Origin of the sequence: Janthinobacterium sp. Mn2066, assembly GCF_049319705.1 — a bacterium.
In the GTDB taxonomy this organism is placed as follows: domain Bacteria; phylum Pseudomonadota; class Gammaproteobacteria; order Burkholderiales; family Burkholderiaceae_D; genus Janthinobacterium.
In genome coordinates, this window is the sequence record NZ_JBMOUF010000001.1 from 339,989 (window position 1) to 365,371 (window position 25,383).

General features: G+C 62.4%; 10 protein-coding genes and 1 tRNA gene. 10 read left to right on the forward strand and 1 reads right to left on the reverse strand.

Annotated features, from left to right (window positions below):
* Positions 1-175 precede the first annotated feature (175 nt).
* From pepN to ACL9RI_RS01545, 9 genes are all read left to right on the forward strand, one after another.
* Positions 176-2,830 carry an aminopeptidase N gene (pepN, locus tag ACL9RI_RS01505; RefSeq protein ID WP_422724832.1) on the forward strand — a complete coding sequence of 885 codons (2,655 nt, stop codon included), beginning with the start codon at positions 176-178 and terminating at the stop codon, positions 2,828-2,830.
* A 62-nt stretch (positions 2,831-2,892) separates the two neighbouring features.
* Positions 2,893-3,894: a class 1 fructose-bisphosphatase gene (locus ACL9RI_RS01510; protein ID WP_183675450.1), complete on the forward strand. Its 1,002-nt coding sequence runs from the start codon at positions 2,893-2,895 to the stop codon at positions 3,892-3,894.
* 112 nt (positions 3,895-4,006) lie between these two features.
* Positions 4,007-4,082: transfer RNA gene (locus tag ACL9RI_RS01515), tRNA-Thr, on the forward strand.
* A 319-nt stretch (positions 4,083-4,401) separates the two neighbouring features.
* Positions 4,402-4,755, forward strand: coding sequence for a hypothetical protein (locus tag ACL9RI_RS01520; RefSeq protein ID WP_422724833.1), 354 nt, complete (start codon positions 4,402-4,404; stop codon positions 4,753-4,755).
* Between the two features lie 240 nt (positions 4,756-4,995).
* Entirely contained in the window at positions 4,996-7,407 is a 2,412-nt protein-coding gene (locus tag ACL9RI_RS01525; RefSeq protein WP_422724834.1) for a catalase, read from the forward strand.
* A 109-nt stretch (positions 7,408-7,516) separates the two neighbouring features.
* Entirely contained in the window at positions 7,517-9,217 is a 1,701-nt protein-coding gene (locus ACL9RI_RS01530) for an MFS transporter (protein WP_422724835.1), read from the forward strand.
* Positions 9,204-10,406, forward strand: coding sequence for an HlyD family secretion protein (locus ACL9RI_RS01535; RefSeq protein ID WP_422724836.1), 1,203 nt, complete (start codon positions 9,204-9,206; stop codon positions 10,404-10,406). Before ACL9RI_RS01530 ends, ACL9RI_RS01535 begins: the two co-directional genes overlap by 14 nt.
* Positions 10,403-11,812, forward strand: a complete 1,410-nt coding sequence (locus ACL9RI_RS01540) for an efflux transporter outer membrane subunit (RefSeq protein ID WP_422724837.1) — start codon at positions 10,403-10,405, stop codon at positions 11,810-11,812. Before ACL9RI_RS01535 ends, ACL9RI_RS01540 begins: the two co-directional genes overlap by 4 nt.
* An 88-nt stretch (positions 11,813-11,900) precedes the next feature.
* Positions 11,901-12,869, forward strand: a complete 969-nt coding sequence (locus ACL9RI_RS01545) for an IS1595 family transposase (RefSeq protein ID WP_422724838.1) — start codon at positions 11,901-11,903, stop codon at positions 12,867-12,869.
* Positions 12,870-13,299: 430 nt separating this feature from the next.
* Here the strand turns inward: ACL9RI_RS01545 and ACL9RI_RS01550 are convergent, their stop codons facing one another.
* Positions 13,300-13,590, reverse strand: a complete 291-nt coding sequence (locus ACL9RI_RS01550; RefSeq protein WP_422724839.1) for a hypothetical protein — start codon at positions 13,588-13,590, stop codon at positions 13,300-13,302.
* 16 nt (positions 13,591-13,606) lie between these two features.
* Between ACL9RI_RS01550 and ACL9RI_RS01555 the strand changes: the two genes are divergently transcribed.
* Complete coding sequence (locus tag ACL9RI_RS01555; RefSeq protein WP_422724840.1) at positions 13,607-25,372, forward strand: SdrD B-like domain-containing protein; 11,766 nt, start codon at positions 13,607-13,609, stop codon at positions 25,370-25,372.
* Positions 25,373-25,383: the final 11 nt, after the last annotated feature.

Here is a 25,383-nt window from a genome sequence, read left to right on the forward strand (position 1 = left end):
CGCCTTGTAGTGTAAGACTACGCCATTCCATTGCCATTCATTATTACAGATTGTTACCCGGTATGTACTGGAGTAAGTAAATCTCAAGCCTGCCCCTGGAATCGCCTGCGAATCGGGCGCTGGCGGGCTGGTATTGGTAAAATAGGACTTCGCCCCCGCTCTCACTCCAATCCCTATGCGCACAGACAGCCCTCAGACGATTTATCGCAAAGACTACACGCCGCCCAGCTTCCTGGTCGACAGTGTCGAACTTGGTTTCGATCTTGATCCCGCCCGCACGATAGTGGCGAGCCGGATCAGCATGCGCCACAACCCGGCCAGCAAGAGCCGCAGCATCGAATTGCACGGTGAACATATTGAACTGGTGCAAGTGCGCCTGAACGGCAAGCTGTTGAAACCATCGCAGTACAAATTGACGGCCAGCAGCCTGACCATCCCGAAGGCGCCCGACGAAGTACAGCTGGATATCGAAACCTTGCTGTCGCCGCAAGACAATACCTCGCTGTCGGGCCTGTATGTGTCGAACCATAATTTCTTCACGCAGTGCGAAGCGGAAGGTTTCCGCCGCATCACCTTCTTCCCGGACCGCCCGGACGTGATGGCGAAATACACCGTCATGTTGCGCGCCGACAAGGATAAATACCCGGTGCTGCTGTCGAACGGTAACCTGATCGAAGAGGGCGACCTCGGTGACGGCCGCCATTACGCCAAGTGGGAAGATCCGTTCAAGAAGCCGTCCTACCTGTTCGCGCTGGTCGCCGCCCGCCTGGTCTGCCAGGAAGAGCGCTACACCCTGAAATCGGGCCGCGAAGTGCTGCTGCAAGTGTGGGTGGAAGACGGCAATCTCGACAAGACCGATTACGCCATGCAGTCGCTGAAAAACAGCATCGCCTGGGATGAAGAGCGTTTCGGCCTGGAGCTGGACCTGGACCGCTTCATGATCGTGGCCGTGGGCGACTTCAATATGGGCGCCATGGAAAACAAGGGCCTGAACATCTTCAACACCAAGTATGTGCTGGCCAATTCGCGCGTGGCGACCGACGTCGATTACGCGGGCATCGAAGCGGTGGTGGGTCATGAATACTTCCACAACTGGACCGGCAACCGGGTCACTTGCCGCGACTGGTTCCAGCTGTCCTTGAAAGAAGGCTTGACGGTGTTCCGCGACCAGGAATTTTCGGCCGACATGATCGGTACCGACACGGGCCGCGCCGTCACGCGCATCGACCAGGTGCGCACCCTGCGCCAGGCGCAATTCCCCGAAGATGCAGGCCCGATGGCCCATCCCGTGCGTCCCGACTCTTTTGTCGAGATCAATAACTTTTATACGGTGACGATCTACGAAAAAGGCGCGGAAGTGGTGCGCATGTACCAGACCCTGGTGGGACGCGATGGCTTCCGCAAGGGCATGGACCTGTACTTCGAGCGCCACGATGGCCAGGCGGTGCAGTGCGACGATTTCCGCGCCGCCATGGCAGACGCGAATGGCCGCGATTTCAGCCAGTTCGAACGCTGGTACAGCCAGGCCGGCACGCCGGTGCTGAAAGCCTCCACCCAGTACGACGCCGCCAGCAAGACGTTTGAATTGACCTTGACGCAAAGCTGCCCCGCCACGCCAGGCCAGGCAGAAAAGCTGCCTTTCCATATCCCCGTCACCGTCGGCCTGCTGGACCAGGATGGCCGCGACCTGCCGCTGCGGGTGGAGGGCCTGGCCTCGCATGGCGCCACCAGCGTCGTGCTGGAATTGACGCAAGCGTCGCAAACCTTCCGTTTTACTGGCGTGGAAGAAGCGCCCGTGCCATCGCTGCTGCGCGATTTCTCCGCCCCCGTGGTGCTGGAATACGATTACAGCGATGCCGAACTGCTGCACCTGTTCCGTCACGACAGCGACCCGGTCAACCGCTGGGAAGCGGGCCAGCGCCTGGCCATGGAGCGCCTGCTGAAACTGACGGCGGCTGTCGCTGCCGGCGAAACGCTGGCCCTGGACGAGACCTTTATCGAAGCGCAGCGCGCGCTGCTGGCCGACGAGACGCTGGACGCGGCCTTCCGCGAACTGGCCCTGATTCTGCCGTCGGAAACCATCATCGCCGAGCGCCTGGCGCAAGTCGATCCGCAAGCGATCCACGCGGCCCGCAAATTCATGCGCCGCACCCTGGCAGCGGCCCTCAAGCCGGAACTGCTGGCGCAGTATCACGCCAACCAGACGCCGGGCGAGTACAGCCCGGACGCCCTGTCGGCCGGCAAGCGCGCGCTGAAAAACCTGGCACTGTCCTATTTGCTGATCGCGCCGGAAGCCTCCGAGCTGACCCTGGCGCAGCAGCAGTTCGACAGCGCCGGCAACATGACCGACCGCGCCGCCGCCCTGGGCGCCTTGATCCATTCCGGCTCGACCAGCCACGCGCAAGCGGCGCTGGCCAGCTTCTATGCCGACTTTGAAAACGAAGCGCTGGTGATCGACAAATGGTTCGCCATGCAGGCGGCCGCACCCACCACCGATGTGGACGGGGTGCGCAAGCTGATGACGCACAGCGCCTTCAACCTGAAGAATCCAAACCGCGCGCGCAGCCTGATCTTCAATTTTACCAATGGCAATCCATCGCAATTCCACGCACCGGACGGCAGCGGCTACGCCTACTGGGCCGAGCAGGTGATCGCGCTCGACGCCCTGAACCCGCAAGTGGCGGCCCGCCTGGCCCGCTCGATGGACCGCTGGCGCCGTTACGTGCCTGCCCTGCAAGAGCATATGCGCACGGCGCTGGAAAAAGTCGCCGGCCAGGCCAGCTTGTCGAATGACGTGCGGGAAGTGGTCAGCAAGGCGTTGGCAAATTAATTCCGGGGTCAGACCCGTCGGGTCTGACCCCAGCCGTATTAAACACTTATTTAAGGGGTTTCATGAAACGCATCAGTCTTACGCAATACCTGGTTGAAGAGCAGCGCTCGAACAACAGCATTCCGGCCGAACTGCGCCTGCTGATCGAAGTCGTCGCGCGCGCCTGCAAGACCATCAGCCACTCCGTCAGCAAGGGCGCCCTGGGCGAAGTGCTGGGTACGGCCGACACGGAAAACGTGCAAGGCGAAGTACAGAAAAAGCTGGATATCATTTCCAATGAAATCCTGCTGGAAGCGAACGAATGGGGCGGCCACCTGGCGGCCATGGCGTCGGAAGAAATGGAATCGATCCACCCGATCCCGAACCGCTATCCAAAAGGCGAATACATGCTGCTGTTCGACCCATTGGATGGCTCGTCGAACATCGACGTCAACGTCTCGATCGGCACCATCTTCTCCGTGCTGAAAGCGCCGGAAGGCATGGGTGAGCCGACCGAGCAGGACTTCATGCAGGCAGGCGCCAAACAGGTGGCCGCCGGCTACGCCGTGTACGGCCCGCAAACCATGCTGGTACTGACCTTCGGCAATGGCGTGAACTGCTTCACCCTGGACCGCGAAATGGGTTCGTGGGTACTCACGCAAAGCAATATGCAGATCCCGCCGACGACGAAAGAATTCGCCATCAACATGTCGAACGCGCGCCACTGGCATCCGCCTGTCAAACGCTATGTCGATGAACTGCTGGCCGGCGACACGGGCCCGCGCGGCACCAACTTCAATATGCGCTGGATCGCCTCGATGGTGGCCGACGTGCACCGCATCCTGAACCGCGGCGGCATCTTCATGTACCCGGCCGACCTGCGCGATACTTCCATGCCGGGCAAACTGCGCCTGATGTACGAAGCAAACCCGATGGCCTTCATCGTCGAGCAAGCGGGCGGCGCCGCCACCGACGGCAAGCAGCGCATCATGGACATCGCCCCGCACAAGCTGCACCAGCGCGTGCCGGTGTTCCTGGGCTCGAAAGACGAAGTCGCCCGCGTGACGGCCTACCACGCGGAATAAGCGCGTTTTTACGCGACGTTGGGCGGCGTAACCACGCGTCGCCCGGAAAAACGAAAAAAGTTTGCGTTGACTCTAGCAAATTTTGTGCATTGTTTGTAGAATACGGGTCTTCGCCGCTTTAGCTCAGTTGGTAGAGCAGTTCATTCGTAATGAAAAGGTCGCCAGTTCGATTCCGGCAAGCGGCACCAAGTTTCATCAAAAAGCCCGCTAACTTGCAAAAGTTAGCGGGTTTTTTGTTATCTGTTAGTGTACTAAATCACCAACCCCCTTTTCGCCACCGGCTTATGCGCCAGCATTAGTCACAGCTTCTTGAGCGCGCCGGTCGGCCTGGCCCAGTATTCTTGCCGCATTGAAAACCCTCGAAACCCGCCCGTCCCCCATCAGGCCGGCGGGTTTTTTCATGGCCATGCACGTGAAGGTGAGGCAGCGCACGGTGTGTGATCGTCAATCGCCCTATTGTGAACACCAGAGTCAGCCAACTTTATTCACTACAAAAAGGATGCCATCATGAATGCGATTGAAAAAGCCAGCTCCGATCTCAACGGTACGGCCCAGGATGCCCGCAAGGACTTGCATAGCACCATCGATAAAGTGGCCGACCAGGCGCAGCCGCTGGTCGACAAGGTGGCCACGCGCGCCCACGATGGTGTGGACCAGGTAGGTGATGCCATCGAGCAAGCCAGCGATAGCGTCTCCAAGGCATCCTCCCGTTTGTTGACACGCGGCAAGGAGTTAGGTGCGGCCTGCCAGCGCGCCGGGGAGTCGGGCCGCGAGTATGTGCGTGAGCGTCCGGCCGTGTCGCTGCTGATCGCCGCCGCTGCAGGTTATGGATTATCGAAACTGTTGAGTTCGCGCAAATAAGCCTGTGCTCATTTGTTGGATGCTTTGATGGGCGCCGCACCGGTTTGCTGTGATGGCTAACCGGTACGGCGCCCATCTCACTATGGCGTCAAGCACGGTGAAGAGGATGGCAATTGTTGTTATTACCGGGGAATAGTTTTCCCTTCTCGTCATTATGTTGATCGCTGTGCGCTGACATCATCCTGAGCTATTGGTGTGCGGGCGGGCAGCCCTCTCTGCAAGAACACACCAGGAGATGTTATGGCCAGCAACAGCAAAAAACCGCCATCCACCGATGGCGCAGGCTCGGTCCTGAGCACCCAGTCCGGCCCTTCCAGCAGCGAGCCGCCAGGCAGCTTGGGCAGCAAGGCCGCCGACGCCAGCGGCCTGCTGCACAAGGCGGCCGCCGGCCAGGCCTTGTCTGACGCCATGCCAGATAACCCCAACCTGGCCGGCCAGTTCGGCGAGGCGGCGCGCACGCCAGCCGAAGGCGTGCATGTCAGCGTGGGGGAAGCCCTGGCCACGGCCAGCACGGCAGGTGAACATACGGCCTCGCCGAAAGTGGGGGAGGGCCAGCCAGCGCTGGGCCAGAATGCGCAAAATGCTGCGCTCGACCGTGCCCGCGCCGACGACAGCGGCTGCGTGCTGACCACCAACCAGGGCGTGCCCGTAGGCGATAATCAAAATTCCCTGAAGGCGGGGCTGCGCGGCCCGACCTTGATGGAAGATTTTATCTTGCGCGAAAAGCTCACGCATTTCGACCATGAGCGCATTCCCGAGCGCGTCGTACATGCGCGCGGATCTGCTGCCCACGGCTATTTCGAATGCTACAAGGAGCAGGGCAAGCTGACGCGGGCTGCGCCATTTGCCAGGGCAGGCAAGCGTACGCCCGTGTTCGTGCGTTTTTCCACGGTGGCTGGCGAGCGTGGCTCCACCGACACGGCGCGCGATGTGCGCGGTTTTGCCGTGAAGTTTTATACGGACGAGGGTAACTGGGACCTGGTCGGCAACAACATTCCCGTTTTCTTTATCCAGGACGCGATGAAGTTCCCCGACCTGATCCACGCCGTCAAGCCAGAGCCCAACAATGGCATCCCGCAGGCGGCCAGCGCCCACGATACCTTCTGGGATTTTGCCTCGCTGTCGCCCGAAATCACGCATATGCTGCTGTGGGTCATGTCTGACCGCGCCATTCCACGCAGTTTTCGCATGATGCAGGGTTTCGGCGTGCACACGTTCCGCCTGGTTAATGCCAAGGGCCAGTCCGTGTTCTGCAAATTCCATTGGTCGCCGATGGCGGGCACGCATTCGCTGGTGTGGGACGAGGCCGTCAAGCTCAGCGGCGCCGATTCCGACTTTCACCGGCGCGATCTGTGGGAAGCCATCGAGTGCGGCGCCTATCCCGAGTATGAGCTGGCGTTCCAGGTGTTTACGGAAGAACAGGCCGAAGCGTTTCCGTTTGACGTGCTCGACCCGACCAAGCTGATACCGGAAGAGCTGGTGCCCCTGATCCCCGTCGGCAAGATGGTGCTGAACCGCAATCCCGACAACTTCTTTGCTGAAACGGAGCAGGTGGCGTTTTGCACCGCGCACATCATTCCCGGCATCGATTTTAGTAACGACCCGCTACTGCAGGGGCGCATCCATTCCTATGTCGATACGCAGATCACGCGCCTGGGCGGCGCCAACTTCCATGAAATTCCCATCAATGCGCCACTCGCGCCGCTGCACAACAACCAGCGCGACGGTATTCACCGGCAGGCCATCAACCGGGGCCGGGTGGCGTATGAGCCCAATTCGCTGGCCGGTGGCTGCCCGTTCCAGGCAGGCAGCAAGGGATTCAACAGTTTTCCTGCCCCCACCGAGGGCGACAAGGTGCGCGGCAAGCCCGAGAAATTCGCCGAGCACTATGGCCAGGCGCGGCTGTTCTGGATCAGCCAGACGGCCACCGAGCAAGACCATATCGTGCATGCGTTTCGCTTCGAGCTGAGCAAGGTGCAGACGATCGCCATCCGACTGCGCATGCTGGCCGGCTTGCGCAATGTAAATGAAACCCTGGCGCAAAGGGTGGCCGATGGCCTGGGCCTGGCCTTGCCGCCACCGCTGCCGACGGCGACTGTGGTACCTATCCCCAGCTATCCACCCTCGCCGGAACTGTCGCTCACTTTCCGCCCCGGCAAGACGGGCATCCATACCTTGCGCGTGGCTATCCTGGTGGGGCCGGGCAGCGATGGCGGGCAAGCGCGCAGCATTTACGCGTCCCTGCTGGCCGATGGCGCCGTGCCGCGTTTGCTTGGCAGCCATTTGGGCAAGGTCGATACCAGCGGCGGCGCGCCGCTGGCCGTGGAAGTGTCACTGGAGACGGGGCCGTCCGTGCTGTTCGACGCCGTGGTGATACCCGACGGCGCGGGCGCGCAGCAACTGGCCGGCGACGCCAACGCACTCGACTTCGTGCGCCTGCAATATCGCCACTGCAAGCCCATGCTGGTGATAGCTGCGGGCAAGGGCTTGCTGGACCACGCTGGCGTGCCCGTGACCCTGCCTGACGGCAAGCCCGACCCGTCCATCATCGTCGCGGCATCGGGCGACCTGGCGAAAGCCGTGGCAGCCTTCAAGCACGCGCTGGCCGCACATCGGCATTTTGCGCGGGAGACGGATCCGCCGCGGGTGTGAATTCCGGGGTCAGACCCGCCGGGTCTGACCCCAGTTTTTTTGCCACACTACTTATCAACCACTCGTTAATTTAAGCAGTGCAAACGGCTTGCAGTGATATGCTTGCCGTATGGATAAGGATGCCTACACTCCCAGGAACTGGGCGCCCGGAGAGCGCCCCAGTTTGCCCGGTTCCCCATCGACGCCCGAACACACGACGCCGAAACGCGTCGCGTACTTTGTCGTCGGCCTGATCGTCGCGCTGACGGGTGGTTTGGGCAATGGCCTGGTGACGGCCAATATACTGAACCTGCAAGGCTCGCTGGGCGCGTATGCGGCCGAGATGCAATGGCTGCCGGCCGCCTACGTGATGACCATCGTGTCCATGAATTTGCTGCTGGTGAAGTTTCGCCAGCAGTTCGGCTTGCGCCTGTTTACCGAAATTTTCCTGGTGCTGTATGCGCTGGTGACGTTTGCCCACCTGTATGCGAACAGCCTGCCGTCGGCCATCGCCGTGCGCGCCGCCCATGGCATGGTGGGCGGTGCGCTGGGCGTGCTGGGCCTGTATTACACCTTGCAGGCGTTTCCCGCGCGGCACCGCCTGAAGGGCGTGGTGCTGGGCCTGGGTTTTGCCCAGCTGGCGTTGCCGCTGGCGCGCGTGTTTACGTCCGAGTTGCTGCAGATCGGCGAGTGGCACGGTTTATATCTTTTCGAACTCGGTTTGACGCTGGTGGCGCTGGGCTGCGTGCTGGCCCTGAAACTGCCGCCCGGCGACCGGGTGCAATCGTTTGAACCGCTCGACTTCCTCACCTTTATTTTGTTCGCGCCCGGCGTGGCCCTGTTGTGCGCCGTACTGGCGCAGGGCCGTACGGCCTGGTGGCTGGAGGCGCGCTGGGTTGGCGTTTGCCTGGCGTGTTCCATCGTGCTGATCGCCGCCGCGCTGGCGATCGAGCATAACCGCGCGCGGCCGCTGCTCAACACGCGCTGGCTCACCACGGGCAAGATCGCCAAGCTGTTCTTGTCGGTGCTGCTGTTTCGCATCGTGCTGTCCGAATCGACGGGCGCCGTGGGTTTCCTGCAGGCGTTGAACCTGAACACGGACCAGATGCAGAACCTGTTCATCGTCGTCCTGTGCGGCAGCGTGGCGGGGCTGCTGTTGAGCGCCATCACCATCAACCCGGCCACCCTGAACCGTTCGTTGATGTTTGCGCTGGCTTTGATTGCCATCGGCGCGCTGATTGACGCGCACGCCACCAGCCAGACGCGGCCCGCCAATATGTACATCAGCCAGTTCCTGCTGGCCTTTGGCGGCACGTATTTCATCGGCCCCACGATGGTGGCGGGCATGGGCGCCGTGATTGCCGAACCGCGCAACCTGGTCAGCTTTTCCGTGATGTTTACCATGACGCAGAATATGGGCGGCCTGGTGGGGTCGGCCATCGTCGGCACCATTCAGACGGCGCGCGAAAAATACCATTCCAGCTACCTGGTGGAACACCTGACCATGCTCGATCCGCAAGTGGCCGTGCGCGTGCAGTCGGGCGCGGCCGCATACGGCGGCGTGCTGGCCGACCCCAGCCTGCGTAGCGCCCAGGGCGTGGCGCGGCTGGGCGCTGCCGCCACGCGCGAAGCCAACGTGCTGGCCTATAACGACGTTTTCCTGATGATCGCGGGCGTCGCCATCGCGACGCTGCTATGGCTGCTGGTCAGCCAGTTCTGGACCAGCATCACCATCGGCGCGCGGCGCCTGGTGGGTCCCGTGCATGATGCGCAAAGCGCCATGGCCATCGTCCCCATTACCAATTCGGAACCGAGCAATGACAGAAGATAACCAGACCACGCCAGCACCTTCTCAAGCGGCACCTGCCGCCGCTGCCCCTGCTGCTGCCCCTTTGACGCCGCCGCAGCCGGACCGCCGCCACCAGTGGCTGTCGGCCATCGCCTTTGCGGCGGTGGCGCTGGTGGGTGTGCTGATCGTGTTGTATGCCTGGCGGTTGCCGCCCTTCACCAGCCCCATCGTCACCACGGAAAACGCCACCGTGCGGGGGCAGGTGACGATTATCGGCACGCAGTTGTCCGGGTATGTGACGGAAGTGCTGGTGCAGGACTTCCAGGATGTGAAGGCGGGCCAGCTGCTGGTGCGTATCGATGACCGCACCTATCAGCAGCGTTATGAACAGGCGCAGGCCCAGCTGGCGGCGCAGCAGGCTGCCTTGTCGAACTGGGCGCAGCAGCGGGCCAGTTCCGAAGCAGGCATCGCCGTCAACCAGGCGGCGCTGGCCAATGCCGAAGCGCAGGCCCGCAAGTCCAGCGCTGATCTGAACCGGGTGGAGCAACTGGTGGCCGACGGCTCGCTGTCGCAGCGCGAACACGACCAGTCGCGCGCCACCCAGGCGCAGATGGCGGCGTCGCTGGCGCAGGCGAAGGCCAATCTCGATATCGCCCGGCAGAACGTGCAGACGGTGGTGGTGAACCGCCAGGCGCTGGAAGCGGCTGTCGCCAACGCGCAGGCCGCCGTGAAAGCGGCAAAGATCGATCTCGATAACACGCGCATCGTGGCGCCCTATGACGGCCAGCTGGGACAGGTGACGGTGCGCGAGGGCGCCTTTGTCAATTCGGGCGCGCAGCTGATGGCGCTGGTGCCGCGCCAGATGTGGGTGATCGCCAATTTCAAGGAAACGCAGATGAACGGCGTGCAGGAAGGGCAGAGCGCCACTTTCCACGTCGACGCCCTGAACGGCGCCGTGCTGACGGGGCAGGTGGAGCGTATCTCGCCCGCCACGGGCTCGGAATTTTCCGTGCTGCCGCCCGATAACGCGACCGGCAATTACCTGAAGATCGCCCAGCGCATTCCCGTGCGCATCCGCATCGATGCGGGCCAGGCCAATGCGCGCCGGCTGGTGCCCGGCATGTCGGTGGTGGTCAGCGTCGATACGTCGGCCATGTTGAACGATTCGGCGACCAATCCGGCGCCGCCGCCACCTCCACCGAAAAAATCGCCAGTGAAGGCTGCGCCATGAAGCGCCGCCAATTGCTCGTCGCTGGCACGCTGGCGCTGGCCGGCTGCGCAGCCAAGGCGCCGCCGCAGCCGGCGTCAAGCCTGCAACTGCCCTCCGGCTGGCGCGCACAGGCCGGGGCCGCGCCAGCGGGGGCGGCCCACGTCGAGCAGCTGTGGTGGCAGGCGTTTGGCGACCCGGTATTGAGCGAGCTGGTGGTGACCGCGCTGCTCCGCAATGGCGATTTGCGCGTGGCCCGCGCCAGGGTGCAGGAATTTCGCGCGCGCCTGGCGCAAGCCAATGCCAACCGCGCGCCGGCCGTTGGCTTTGATAGTTCGGCCACCCGCACGCGCACCCTGGACTACACGGGCGCGCCGTACATGACGAATGTCTTCCAGGCCGAGCTGCAGGCCAGCTATGAAATCGATGTCTGGGGCAGGGATGACAAGCTGCGCGACGCGGCGGGCGAAAGCTATCGCGCCGAGCAGGCCAGCCTCGATGCGGCCGCCTTGTCGATCGCCGCCAGCGTGGCCACGGCCTACCTGAACCTGCGCGGCCTCGATGCGCAACTGGCGCTGACAGAATCGACCCTGCAATTGCGCGAGCAGTCGCGCGAACTGGCTCGCAAGCAGTATGAGGTCGGCTACAGCTCGCAGCTGGAATGGCTGCAGGCGCAGTCGGAATACCATGCGGCGGCCGAACAGGTGCCGCAGTTGCAGCGGCAGATTTTTGAACAGGAAAACGCGCTGTCGGTGCTGGTCGGCGGCAATCCCGGGACGGTGGTGCGGGGCAGGGAGCTGGCCAGCCTGACACCGCCGCCGGTACCGGCCGGGCTGCCGTCCGAACTGCTGCGCCGGCGCCCTGATATCGCGCGCGCCGAACATAACCTGGCCGCGTCGAACGCCAGCCTGGCGGCTACGCGCGACCAGCTGCTGCCCTCGTTCAAGCTGAGTGCCGCTGGCGGAGGCCAGACGACGACCTTGCACGATTTCGTGCATGCACCCATCGCCCTGTGGAATTTGACGGCGCTGGTATCCGGTCCCCTGTTCGATGGGGGCAGGGTACAGGCGCAGACCGATGCGGCCGGTGCCCAGCGCGACCAGCTGGCCTATGCGTATGAAAACGTGGTGAGGAATGCGTTTGCCGAAACGGAAAACAGCCTGGGCGCCATCCATCGCCTGCAGCAGCAGGCGGTGGAAAATGCGGCCCGGCGCGCCACGGCTGCAGAAACCCTGCGCATCGCGCACAACCGCTACCGCAATGGCTACGCTTCCTACCTGGAAGAACTCGACGCCCAGCGCACCTTGTACAGCGCCGACGTGGGCTTGCTGCAATTGAAAACGCGCATCCTGGTCGCCTCCGTTGACCTGTACCGCGCCATGGGAGGTGGCTGGCTGGCCGCTACTGCGACCGAGCACCTGTCCCCATAGTTTTTTGGCTCTGTCCTCATTAAATAGGGGAACCTGCCTGCAAAGCTGAGGTCTGACTGATCAGACCAGTCAAACAGGGAGGCTCACCATGCAACACGCGCAATGGCAGGCATTCATCGCGCAGTTCGTGGCACTGTCCCGGCGCCAACGCCTGGACAGCGTAGTAATGTTGAGCGGTACGCCGCCCGAGCGAGCGGCTGTCGCGCTGATCGAACGCACGGCACAGGCACGGCTATGTTGCCCGGCGTGCCACTCGCGGCATCTGCACCGGCACGGCCGCGCCAACGACCTGCAGCGTTATCGCTGTGTGCCTTGCGGCAAGACATTCAATGCGCTGACGGGCACGCCCCTGGCGCATCTGCGTCACAAAGCCTTGTGGCTGGACTACGCGAATTGCCTGCTGAACTCGGATTCCGTACGCAAGGCTGCCCAGCAACTGGGCATCCATCGCAATACCAGTTTTCGCTGGCGCCACCGTTTTTTATCGCTGGCGAAAACCGACCGCCCGCACTGTCTGCACGGTATCACCGAGGCCGATGCGCTGTATCTGCTGGAATCGGAAAAAGGTGCGCGGCATTTGCTGCGTCCGGCACGCCGGCGTGGTGGATCTGCCCGGCAACGCGGCATTTCCAGCGAACAGGTCTGTATCCTGGTAGCGCGCGACCGCACCGGGCAAACCATCGATTTCGTCACCGGCAAGGGTCCCATCACGAAGCAGCAACTCCTGACTTGCTTGCCGCCCGTGATCGACCGCGACATCCTGCTGGTGACCGATGGCCATGCTGTCTATGCCGCCTTTGCCCGGGAAACGGGCATCAGCCATCAGGCCGTCAACTTGCGCGCCGTCATCCGCGTGCGCGGCGCGGTCCATGTGCAGAACGTCAACGCGTATCACAGCCGATTGCGGGGATGGCTCAGTATCTTTCATGGCGTGGCCACGCGTTATCTACCGAATTACCTGGGCTGGCGCTGGATACTCGACGCCAGGCGCATCCTGTCTGCGGAAACATTATTGAAGGCAACTTTGGGAGACTTCCCACACCTGACGGTGACATAGCCTGGCTTTTCCCTGTAAGGGATGCTTTTCAGTCCGTTGTTCAATCTTCCCCTGCTGGCCAGATGGCGCTTCCAGCAGGCTGCCTGCCTTGGCCGTGGGTGTCTTTTCGTTTCAAATTCCCTTTTTTTTTGTAAATAAGAGTTGTATTTTCACAACGTGAGTTTAATTATTTCAATTTAGATATTTTTAAAAACGTCGTTATTTTGTGAAATATCTTCTCGGTATCAGTGCAATACCAGGCATGTTTATTTTTGGTTAATTATACTGATAAATAATTAATTTTTTTTACATATGTTGCGTCGGCAACAATATTGCAGCAGTGCCTACGTACTAATTTTTCTTCGCAAAAAATATATCTAACGTCGTGTAAAAATCAGTTTTCTTTCTAGTACCAGTTTCCATATTGTGATCTAAAAAACATAATACTTTCCTATGTTGCAAGTATTTTCGATGCATTTTTCAATCTCATTGTCAATGACTTGGTAGTTGGTTTTTTGGTATTTTCATTGCTTGTGAGACATTGTGAAATATTGCAGAATGTCAAAAAAATTTCAATGTTACCAATGTGTAAATGTTGATTTTCCAAAACTTCCTGGTCTCCGGTTTCCTTCAAACCGGATGAGAAAAAGAGGCTGCCAAACCCTCCCGGACCGGACCGTGCATCGCACAACCCCCTGATGACCGCCATGCTTATTCCTACCAGCTCGTCCCATTTTTTCATTCCTATTCCGCGCCTTGTGCGTAAGAAAACTCGGCAAACGGGCTTGCTGCAGCACCTGCTATGGCTGATGGTGCTGGCCCTCATGCTGGGTGGCATGGGCAACGCGGCCGCTGCGGTAGTCGATCTGTCTGTGTCGGCCTATCTGCAAACGCCGAGTCCCGTGCCGCGTGGCGGCGAGGCGACTTTCTCGGTGACGGTGACGAACAATGAGGACCTGGTCGATGCGACGGGCAACGTGCGTCTGGCGGTGGAGCTGCCAGGCAACGTGGATTTTTCATCGAGCGCGGCGCCTGCCGGCTGCACCTTCAATCTGCTGGTCAATCCGAAGCTGCTCAGCTGCGTGCGTAGCGGACTACCCAAGTTGCAGAACTGGAATGTTGAGTTCAAAGGCATCGGCCTGAACGCGGCTGCGGTGAGTACCCGGGCGAGTGTGTCCTTTGATGACGTCGATACGGACAATAATAGCGCCAATAATGTATCGATCAAGACATTGACCGTGATCAAGGGCGCCGACTTGAGAGTCGGACTCAACGGCACCACCGGCTTGAGCGGCTGTCCTGCAGCGTGTACGGCGGCGGCGGGTGCGACGGTCGGCTACCGTGTTGATGTGACCAACGCGGGTCCGGACAGCGCATCGCAATTCAAGGTGACGTTCGACCTGCCGGCCAGCACGGATTTAACGTACGGCGCGGCGACGGGCACGGGCTGGGCATGTACACCGTCCGGTACCACGCTGACATGCAATTACAGTGGCGCGGCGATCGGTGCGGGCGGGCAGGCGCCGCCCATCAATGTGACCGGGCGCATCGTCAAGAATACTGCCGGCACCATCACGGCGGGCGCATCCGTGGCCTCGACCGATCTCCAGACCGGTGATCCCGATGAAAGCAATAACGGCCCCCGCCAGGTGATCGTTGCCGTCAAGTCTGGTACGGATCTTGATGCGAAGCAAACCCTGACATCGAATGCCAGCGGCCTGACATCACTGACGGCCGGCGAAGCGGTCAGCCTGAATCTGTGGGCCGTCAACAGCGGCACCCAGGACGCCAGCGGCGTCACCGTGTCGACCACCGTTTCCAGCGATTTTATTATCGGCACCCTGCCCACCGGCTGTGCCAGGGTGGGACAAACCATCACCTGTACTGTGGGCGCGCTGGCGCATGGCGCCACATCGTCCAAATTCCTGATACCGATGACCGTCGCCGAAACCGCGACTGGTGGCGCCAACGTGGTCAATGTAGCGCGCACCGGGCCACTGGATGGCTTGAACAATCCTGCCTCGGACACCTACAGCATCGTGGCGCCGTTCGCCCACCTGACCCTGGCCAAGAGCAAATCGCCACTGCTGGTCGCGGCCGGCGGCGATATCACCAATACCATCAGCGTCACCAACTCGGCCACCTCGACCAGCGTGGCCAGCGGCACCGTGACAGTGACCGATACGCTGCCGCCGCAAGAAGCCTATGTCGGCTTCAGCGGCACTGGCTGGGCTTGCAGTGCCGTTGGCCAGCTGGTTACTTGCACCTACACGATACCGGGCGATTTGCCGCGCGGCGCCAAATTGCCCAACCTGATCCTGACCACGCGCGCGCAGGCTGGCTTTACCGGCAGCCTGACCAATCGGGCGTGTACCGGCAAGGCTGCCGGCTCGTCCCACCAGCCGCCAGACAATTCCGATACCGGCAATTGCGCCGACGCCACCGTCACGTCGACCCCTTTGACTGCCGACCTGTCCATCGTCAAGACCGCCTCGCTGGCCAGCTTGCCGGCAACCTCCAATACTTTCAGCTATACGCTCACCGTCAGCAATGCCGGTCCCGATCGCGCGCCGACTGTCAGTGTGGTCGATGCCTTGCCACACTGGTATAACGGCAGCGGCGGCACCACCACCGGCAGTGCCGTGCTGGCTGGTGCCGGCACTGGCGAAAGCTGCGTCTTCGGTTCGACCGTAACGTGTACCGTGAAGGAGTTGGCCGCCGGCGCATCGCGCACCGTGACCATCACGCTCAACCGTCCGCTCAAGGATGGCGCCTTGCTCAATACGGCCACCGTATCGAGCCCGGATGCGATCGACAGCAACATGGCCAACAACAGTTCTGCCATCAGCGCCACTGTAGTGCCGATCGCCGACGTCGCCGTCACGACGATGGCCAGCGCACCGGATCCGGTGCGGGTCGGCGTACCGGTGGTGTACACCACCTCGATCAAGAATAATGGCCCCAGCAACGCGGCCAATGTGGTGCTGCGCCAGGTGCTCGATCCGGCACGCATGACTTATGTGGCTGGCTCGGCCAGCATCGGCGGCAGCGCCGCGCAGTGCTCGCTGGTGTCTTCCTTCAGTGGCGCGCCATACGCTGGCCAGGCTGGCATCGAATGCCGTACTTTTGCACTTGCCGAAGGCGAAGCGCGCCAGCTGATCTTTTCGGCGATACCGGTATTCCCTTATCCGGACCCGCTCGATGCGGCTTACACCAGCAATGCCACCATCACCACCACCACGTTTGACAGCAATGCGGCCAATAACAGCAACAGCACGACTGTGACCGTGATCAACAAGGAGCTGGACCTGAGCGTGTCGGCTTCCGACACCGGTTACGAACAACTGCCGTTTGGTGACGGGATCATGTATCAGGTGACCGTGCAAAACAATGGCCCGTCGCTGGCTACCGGCATGAAGCTGATCGTGACTCCTGTGCCGCCGCCGCAAAACGGTGCGGCCGCTCCCTACACCATGTTGTGGGATAAAACCGGCTCTACTCTGCCTGCCGGCGCTTCGTGCAACCAGCCCGGTGGTGCGGGTACTGACGTGATCTGCACCCTGAGCGGGGACAGCCTGCTGTCCAATGGCGCCAACCGCGCGTTCGGCCTGAAATTCGATACGGGCCCGGTCAGCAATACGCCACTCGGCTCGCTTACCTATGCCATCAGGGCCACGGTGGAATCGCAGGAAACGGGGGGCGCGCCATTTGCTGGCGACAAGCTGCCGCTCAATAATACGGTTGCAGAAACCACCACCGTGTTGCCAAAGACCGATTTGATCATGGTGTCGAAAACGGTCTCGCCGGCTTCGCCGTTCAGTATCAACCAGCCCTTCACCTATACACTGGTGGCCGGTAACCTGGGGCCTGCCCAGGCGGCCAGCACGGTGGTCACCGATGTGCTGCCGGCAGGCCTGGTGCTGGCCGGTACGCCAACGGCGCAGCTGGGTTCGGGGGCGCCGCTGAGCTTGAATAATTGCGTCAGCAGCGGCACACCGGTCACCGTCACCTGTACCCTGGGCGTATTGCCGGTTGCGTCCAGCGCGGCCGATACCAATAATCTGGTGACGATTACCATCCCCGTCAAGGCGCCGTATCCGGCGTATGCGGGGCCGTTCGGCAGCAATATCCGCAACACCGCCAGCATCGCGCCGACAGCCGGTACTTCGCGTGACTCAACACCAGGCAATAACAGCAGCAGCGTCGATATACAGATCATCAAGTCGAGCATCGCCGGTTCGGTCTACAACGATGCGAACCGCAGCAATACCATGGATGCGGGCGAAAAAATCACCAGGAGCGTGACGTTCTCGCTGTATGGTCGGGACTTCTGGGGCAACGATATCGGCACCGCCGGTGCGCCAGTGACGCTCAGTACCAGCACCGGCGACTTCCTGTTCGACCGCCTGCCCCGTTCCGATGCAGCCGGCTACACCTTGATCGAAACCCAGCCGGCCGGTTATGCCGACCTGTTTGAAACCGCAGGCACGGCCGGTGGCGTGACGCCGCCTGCCACCTGCGACGGTGGCGTCAACTGTTCGGCCAGCCCGGCCCATAACACCATCAGCCAGATCGTGCTGGCGCAGAATACGGCGGCCACCGGCTACCTGTTCCAGGAGTACGCCTACGCGACCATCAATGGCCATGTGTATGCGGACCTGAATAACAATGGCTTGCGCGAAGCAGGTGAAGATGGCATCGCCGGCGTGCAGGTGAAGATTTCAGGCCTGACCTTCTGGGGCGCCGACGTGTGCGCATACCTGGGCAGCGCTTGCACGGTCACTACCAATGCGAGTGGCCAGTACGGCTTCGCAAACGTTCCGCCTAGTAAGGTGGGCGAGTCATACACGGTGACGCAACTGACGCAGCGTGCCGGCTATGCCGACGGCAAGGACCAGAACGGCGCCGGTGCGGGCAATGTGATACCGAACAGTGCGGGACGCGCGGCGCCAGAAAGCATCGTGATCGGCAGTATCGAGCCGGGCCAAAATTACATAGAGCGCAATTTCGGCGAGTTGCCGCTCGCGTCGATCGCCGGCAGTGTCTTTATGGACAGCAACCGCGATGCGGTGCGCCAGGCTGGCGAAACCACGGGTGTGGCCGGTGTCACGCTGACCCTGAGCGGCAACGACTACCTGGGTAATCCCGTTTGCCCGAGCGCATTGGTGGCCAGTTGCACCGTGCAAAGCGACGCCAGCGGCAATTACAGCTTTGCCGGTTTGCCGCCATCAGGCGCCAGCGGTTACAACGTTACGGTGACCACCCTGGCCAGCCTGATACATATCGGTGCCCAGGCGGGTAGCCTTGGCGCCATCATCGATGGCGTACCGCGCACGTCCGGTACCGGCGTGGTCGGCGCCACGCTGAAAACCAGCGCCGGCATCGTGCTCAATCCAGCTGCGCAGGGCACGGGCTATCACTTTGGCCAGGCGCCCGGCAATTCGGGTGGCACGGCGCAATCGATATCCGGCTTCGTGTATGTCGACGTGAACCGCAACGGCCGCAAGGATGCGGACGAGGCGGGTATCGCCGGCGTGGCCATCACCTTGTCGGGCCTGACACATGACGGCTTCGAGGTATGCAGCGTGATCGGTGCGTCGGCCTGCACCGTGCAGACGGGCGCCGATGGCGCATATCGCCTCGACGGCTTGCCGCCTAGCGGGCCGGCCGGCTATACCATCAAGGAAACCCAGCCAGTTGCCTATGCGGATGGCCTGGAAAGCCTGGGTACGGTCACGGGCGGCACAGGCGCCAGCAATGGCGCCATCAGCGGCACGGCGCCGCAGTTCGACCAGTTCTCCGGCATCGTGCTGCCGACTGGCAGCAATGGCGCCAACTACAACTTTGGCGAGTTTGGCGCCAGCATCAGCGGCAATGTCTACCTGGACCTGGACGGCAATGGCGTCCTGAGTGCTGGCGATACGCCGCTGGCCGGCGTCACGGTGACCCTGGGTGGCGCCGCCACGGCGACCACCACCACTGATGCGAGTGGCAATTACCGCTTCGAAGGCCTGGCGGCCGGCACTTATACCGTAACGGAAACCCAGCCCGTGAACTATGCCGAAGGCGGCCAGCAAGCCGGTTCGGCCGGTGGCAATGCCACGCAGGTCAACATCATCAGCGCGATTCCGGTCGCGCGCGGTGCGGAACTGACGGCGTATAACTTTGCTGAAAAAGCCGGCAGCCTGGCGGGTGTGGTGTATGCCGACACGAATAACAATGGCCAGCGCGATGCGGGCGAGGCGGGCATCGGCGGCGTGGTACTGACCTTGACGGGCACGGCGCAGGATGGCGTCACGATAGTCAACCGCACGGTGACCACGGCCGCCGACGGCAGCTACAGCTTTGGCGCCTTGCCGAACGCGAACGCGGCCGGCTACACGGTCGTGGAAACCCAGCCGGCGGCGTATCTCGATGGCCGCCAGAGCAAGGGCCAGGTGGATGGCGCCGTCTGCACCAGCTGCGATATCAGCGTGGCCAATACCATCGCCAGGATTGCTTTCGATGCAGGCAAGAGCTACACGGGCTTTGATTTCGGCGAATTGCTGCCAGCGACCATCAGCGGCAGCGTCTATATGGACCATAACCGCGACGCCGTGCGCCAGCCCGAGGAAAGCACGGGCGTGGCCGGCGTGACGGTCACCCTGAGCGGCAACGACTACCAGGGCAATCCGGTCTGCCCAAGCGCGGCCATCGCCAGCTGCACCTTCGTGACCGATGCAAATGGCAATTACAGCATCGGCAAACTGCCGCCTAGCGGTCCTGGCGGTTATGCCGTCAGCGTCACCACGCCGGCCCATCTGGTCAACGTAGGCACGCAGTCGGGCAGCCTTGGCGCCACCATCGGCGGCGCCGTGCGCGCGCCGGGCGTGGGCGTCACGGGCGCTACCATCAAGACCAGCAGCGGTATCATCGTCACGCCGGGCGCAAGCGGCACCGGCTATCACTTTGGCCAGGCGCCCGGTAATTCGGGCAGTGCGGCGCAATCGGTTTCCGGCTTCGTGTATGTCGACGCAAACCGCAACGGCCGCAAGGATGCGGGCGAGGCCGGCATCGCTGGCGTGGCCATCACCTTGTCGGGCCTGACGCATGACGGCTTCGAGGTATGCAGCGTGATCGGTGCGTCGGCTTGCACCGTGCAGACGGGCGCCGATGGCGCATATCGCCTCGACGGCTTGCCGCCTAGCGGGCCGGCCGGCTATACCATCAAGGAAACCCAGCCAGCGGCCTATGCGGATGGCCTGGAAAGCCTGGGCATGGTCACCGGCGGCGCCAATGGCGTCATCAGCGGCACTCCGCCGCAGTTCGACCAGTTCTCCGGCATCGTGCTGCCAAGCGGTGGCATTGCCGTCAACTACAACTTTGGCGAATTCGGCGCCAGCATCAGCGGCAATGTCTACCTGGACCTGGACGGCAATGGCGTCCTGAGTGCTGGCGATACGCCGCTGGCCGGCGTCACGGTGACCCTGGGTGGCGCCGCCACGGCGACCACCACCACCGATGCGAGTGGCAATTACCGCTTCGAGGGCCTGGCGGCCGGCACTTATACCGTAACGGAAACCCAGCCCGTGAACTATGCCGAAGGCGGCCAGCAAGCCGGTTCGGCCGGTGGCAATGCCACGCAGGTCAACATCATCAGCGCGATTCCGGTCGCGCGCGGTGCGGAACTGACGGCGTATAACTTTGCTGAAAAAGCCGGCAGCCTGGCGGGTGTGGTGTATGCCGACACGAATAACAATGGCCAGCGCGATGCGGGCGAGGCGGGCATCGGCGGCGTGGTCCTGACCTTGACGGGCACGGCGCAGGACGGCGTCACGACGGTCAACCGCACGGTGACTACGGCCGCCGACGGCAGCTACAGCTTTGGCGCCTTGCCGAACGCGAACGCGGCCGGCTACACGGTCGTGGAAACCCAGCCGGCGGCGTATCTCGATGGCCGCCAGAGCAAGGGCCAGGTGGATGGCGCCGTCTGCACCAGCTGCGATATCAGCGTGGCCAATACCATCGCCAGGATTGCTTTCGATGCAGGCAAGAGCTACACGGGCTTTGATTTCGGCGAATTGCTGCCAGCGACCATCAGCGGCAGCGTCTATATGGACCATAACCGCGACGCCGTGCGCCAGCCCGAGGAAAGCATGGGCGTGGCCGGCGTGACGGTCACCCTGAGCGGCAACGACTACCAGGGCAATCCGGTCTGCCCAAGCGCGGCCATCGCCAGCTGCACCTTCGTGACCGATGCAAATGGCAATTACAGTATCGGCAAGCTGCCGCCGAGCGGTCCTGGCGGCTATGCCGTCAGCGTCACCACGCCGGCCCATCTGGTCAACGTAGGCACGCAGTCGGGCAGCCTTGGCGCCACCATCAGCGGCGCCGTGCGCGCGCCGGGCGTGGGCGTTACGGGTAGCACGGTGAAAACGGCCAGCGGCATCGTGGTACTGCCAGGATCGTCTGGCACCGACTATCACTTTGCCCAGGCGCCCGGTAATTCGGGCGGTACGGCGCAGTCGGTTTCCGGCTTCGTGTACGTCGATGTGAACCGCAACGGCCGCAAGGATGCAGGCGAGGCTGGCATCGCCGGCGTGGCCATCACCTTGTCGGGCCTGACGCATGACGGCTTCGAGGTGTGCAGCGTGATCGGTGCGTCGGCCTGCTCGGTACTGACCGGCGCCGACGGCGCGTATCGCTTCGACGGCTTGCCGCAAAGCGGCCCTCTGGGCTACACGATTGCTGAAACCCAGCCGGCCGCCTACGCGGATGGCCTGGAAAGCCTGGGTACGGTCACTGGCGGCAGTGGTGCCAGTATTGGCGTCATCAGCGGCCCGGCGCCGCAATTCGACCAGTTCTCGGGCATCGTGCTGCCAAACGGCGGTAGTGCGGTCAACTACAACTTTGGCGAACTGGGCGCCAGCATCAGCGGCAATGTCTACCTGGACCTGGACGGCAATGGCGTCCTGAGCCCTGGCGATGCGCCGCTGGCCGGCGTGACCGTGACGCTGAGCGGCCCTGTGACGGTGACGGTAGTCACGGATGCGCATGGCAACTACCGTTTCGACGGCTTGCCAGCCGGCACCTATACGGTGACGGAAACCCAGCCGGCCAATTATGCCGACGCGGGTCAGAGCGCCGGATCGGCCGGCGGCAATGCCAGCGTGCCCAATATCATTTCGGCGATTCCGCTGGCACGCGGCGTGGAAGTGCAAGGCTACAATTTCGGCGAAAAATCAGGTTCCATCAGCGGTTCGGTCTACGTCGACAGCAACGATAACGGCGTGCGCGATGCCGGTGAAACCGGTATCGCTGGCGTGACCCTGACCTTGACGGGAACGGCGCAGGATGGCGTCACCGCTGTCCATCAGACTATCACCACGCAGGCCGATGGCAGCTACAGCTTCAGCGGCTTGCTGGCGTCGAACGCGGCCGGCTACACCATCGTGGAAACCCAGCCTGCTGCGTATATCGATGGCCGTCACCGCAAGGGCCTGGTCAATGGCGTGGCCTGTGCCGGCTGCGATATCGGCGCCAGCAACGTCATCGCCCGCATCGTGTTCGATCCGGCCAGGAGCTATACCCTGTTCGATTTTGGCGAACTGCAGGGCAGCAGCATTGCTGGCCGCGTGTATGCCGACCAAAACGATAACGGCGTCCATGACGATGGCGAAGCGCTGCCTGGCGTGGCCCTGACCCTGACGGGCACCGATGATCGGGGCAATCCGGTCAACGTTACCGTGGTCACTGGCGCCGATGGCAGTTATGTCTTCACCGGCTTGCGCCCTTCGGGGCCGGGCGGCTACAGCGTGACGGAAACCCAGCCTGCGGGCCTGGGAAATTACCCGGCTGGCAGTGGCTCGCAGGTAGGCAGTATCAATAACAAGCCGGTCGGCGTGGCCGATACGGATGTCATCAAGGCCATCGTGCTGCCGCCGCAAGGTATCGGCACCGGCTACGATTTCCGCGATGTGGCGTCGTCGATCAGCGGCTTTGTCTACCTGGACCTGAATGACAACGGCGTGATGGATGCGGGTGAAACGGGTATCGCCGGTGTCGAGGTGACGCTGACGGGCAGCTCGCCTGCGCGCAGCGCCGCCATCACGATGGTGAAGACCACCGGCGCCGATGGCAGCTTCCGTTTCGACGGTTTGCCGGCCGGTAGCTACACGCTGGTGGAAAGCCAGCCGGCACGCTATCTCGATGGACGGGAAACCGCCGGCAGCGCTGGCGGCAAGGTGGACAACAGCAGCTTTGGCAATGCGCCGGAGCAGAACAGCATTGCTGACATCGTGCTGCCGGCCGCCACGCGCGCCACCGGCTATCTGTTCGGTGAACGCAATGCGCTCGGCAAAGTGGGCGGCAGCGTGTATCTTGACCTGAATAACGACGGTGTCCGCAATGATGGCGAAAAAGGCATCGCCGGCGTGGTGCTGACATTGAGCGGCAATACCAGCGATGGCAAGCCACTCAAGCTGAGCGTGACCAGTGCCGCCGACGGCAGTTATCTGTTCGATTCGGTGCCGCCCGGCGACGCGGCTGGCTACACGCTGACGCAAACGCAGCCGGCCGGCTACCGCGATGGCAAGACCACGGTATTGCCAGGGTCTGTCGGTACGGCGGCCACGGTGAAACCGGTTGGTGTCGGCAATCTCGATGTGATCACGGGGATCAAGGTCGCCGCCGGCGACGATATGCGTGGCTACCTGTTCGGCGAAATCGGCGTGCCGCAGTTGAAGCCGCCCATCGTCAACGGCTATGTATGGCTGAATCACGACGGCAGCCGCGTGCGGCCGCTCGATGGCAGCCACGCCGGTGTCGCCGGCTGGACGGCCGAACTGCACCAGAATGGCAAATTGATCTGCCGCGCCAACACGGATGAGAAGGGGTTCTACCAGTTCGACAACCTGCATTGTCCCGGCTATGAAGACAGCGGCTTGCCGATCGGTTCCGGTTATTCCATCACCTTCCTCAAGGATGGCAACAACATGCCGATCGTCCCCGTCTCGACGGGTGGCGAAGGCGTGGTCGTGCCAGGTGGCAGCCGTATCGCCAATATCACCTTGAACGATGGCGATGCGGTGGTCGAGCAGAATCTGCCGCTCGATCCGGCCGGCGTGGTGTATGACTCCGTCACGCGCAAACCTGTTCCTGGCGCGGTGGTGTCGATCAGCGGTCCTGCCGGCTTTGACAGCGCCACCCACCTGGTGGGCGGTACGGCCGAACAGACGCAGACGGTAGGCACCGATGGCATGTATCAGTTCCTGCTGCAGAACGGCTTCCCGAGCGGCGTGTACACGCTGAGCGTGGTGGCGCCGCCCAACTACATGCTGGCGCCATCGACCAGCCTGCCGGCTTGCCATGGACCGCTGAACGTGGGACTGCTGCCCAATCCTGCCTTCATCCAGGCCAGCGAATTTGCGCCTGCCCTGTCGGTCAGGATGGAAGCTGATCCGAACAGCTGTACCGGGCTGATCGCCGGTGGCGCCAGGACCACCCAGTACTACATGAGCTTTGTGATTACGAATGGTGGTTCGGCACCTATCCTGAACAACCATATTCCGCTCGACCCGCTGGGCAGCGACAGCATCATGGTGACGAAAACGACGCCGATGGTGAACGTTACGCGCGGCGACCTGGTGCCGTACACGATCACGGCCAGCAATCCGAAATCGGCAGCGCTGGGCGCGACGCAAGTGCGCGACCTGATACCGGCCGGCTTCAAGTACCGCACCGGCAGCGCCAGCCGCGATGGCGTGCCGGCCGAGCCTGTCGTCGATGGCCGCAACCTGGTCTGGCGCGAAAACGGGTTTGCGTCCAACGAGAAAAAAACCTACAAGCTGATGCTGATGGTCGGCACCGGCGTCGGTGACGGCGAGTACACCAACCAGGCCTGGGCGGCCAATGGCGGCTCGCGCATCTCGAACCTGGCTTCGGCCACGGTGCGGGTGGTGCCGGACGCCACCTTCGATTGCCCGGACATCATCGGCAAGGTCTTCGATGACAGGAACGCGAACGGCTACCAGGACGAAGGCGAACCGGGCATCCCTGGCGTGCGCATGGCAACCGCGCGCGGCTTGCTGGTCACTACCGATGCGGAAGGCCGCTTCCACGTGCCTTGTCCGGCGATTCCGAATGCGGACCGCGGTTCGAACTTCGTGATGAAGCTCGATGACCGCACCCTGCCTAGCGGCTATCGCGTGACGACGGAAAATCCGCGCGATGTGCGCCTGACCCGAGGCAAGGTGGTCAAGCTGAACTTCGGCGCCACCGTGCACCGCGTGGTGCGCATCGAGCTGACCGACGCCGCTTTCGTGGCGGGCGGCACGGCCTTGCAAGCAGAGTGGGTCAGCCGTATCGATGGCTTGATCACGACCTTGCGCGGCAAGCCGTCGATCTTGCGCATCGCTTATCTGGACGGGGCTGATGCTGCGCTGGTGGAGCGCCGCAGCAAGGCTTTGGCAAGCGACGTGCAGGCGCGCTGGCAGGCGTTGCAAGACGAATATCCCCTCGTCATCGAGATCGAGGGTACAAAATGATACAGAAGATG

What these genes read in the sequence shown, in the direction of transcription:
- pepN (WP_422724832.1), top strand. Translation starts at nt 176, where the DNA reads ATGCGCACAGACAGCCCTCAGACGATTTATCGCAAAGACTACACGCCG.
- ACL9RI_RS01510 (WP_183675450.1), top strand. Translation starts at nt 2,893, where the DNA reads ATGAAACGCATCAGTCTTACGCAATACCTGGTTGAAGAGCAGCGCTCG.
- ACL9RI_RS01520 (WP_422724833.1), top strand. Translation starts at nt 4,402, where the DNA reads ATGAATGCGATTGAAAAAGCCAGCTCCGATCTCAACGGTACGGCCCAG.
- ACL9RI_RS01525 (WP_422724834.1), top strand. Translation starts at nt 4,996, where the DNA reads ATGGCCAGCAACAGCAAAAAACCGCCATCCACCGATGGCGCAGGCTCG.
- ACL9RI_RS01530 (WP_422724835.1), top strand. Translation starts at nt 7,517, where the DNA reads ATGGATAAGGATGCCTACACTCCCAGGAACTGGGCGCCCGGAGAGCGC.
- ACL9RI_RS01535 (WP_422724836.1), top strand. Translation starts at nt 9,204, where the DNA reads ATGACAGAAGATAACCAGACCACGCCAGCACCTTCTCAAGCGGCACCT.
- ACL9RI_RS01540 (WP_422724837.1), top strand. Translation starts at nt 10,403, where the DNA reads ATGAAGCGCCGCCAATTGCTCGTCGCTGGCACGCTGGCGCTGGCCGGC.
- ACL9RI_RS01545 (WP_422724838.1), top strand. Translation starts at nt 11,901, where the DNA reads ATGCAACACGCGCAATGGCAGGCATTCATCGCGCAGTTCGTGGCACTG.
- ACL9RI_RS01550 (WP_422724839.1), bottom strand. Translation starts at nt 13,590, where the DNA reads ATGAAAAAATGGGACGAGCTGGTAGGAATAAGCATGGCGGTCATCAGG.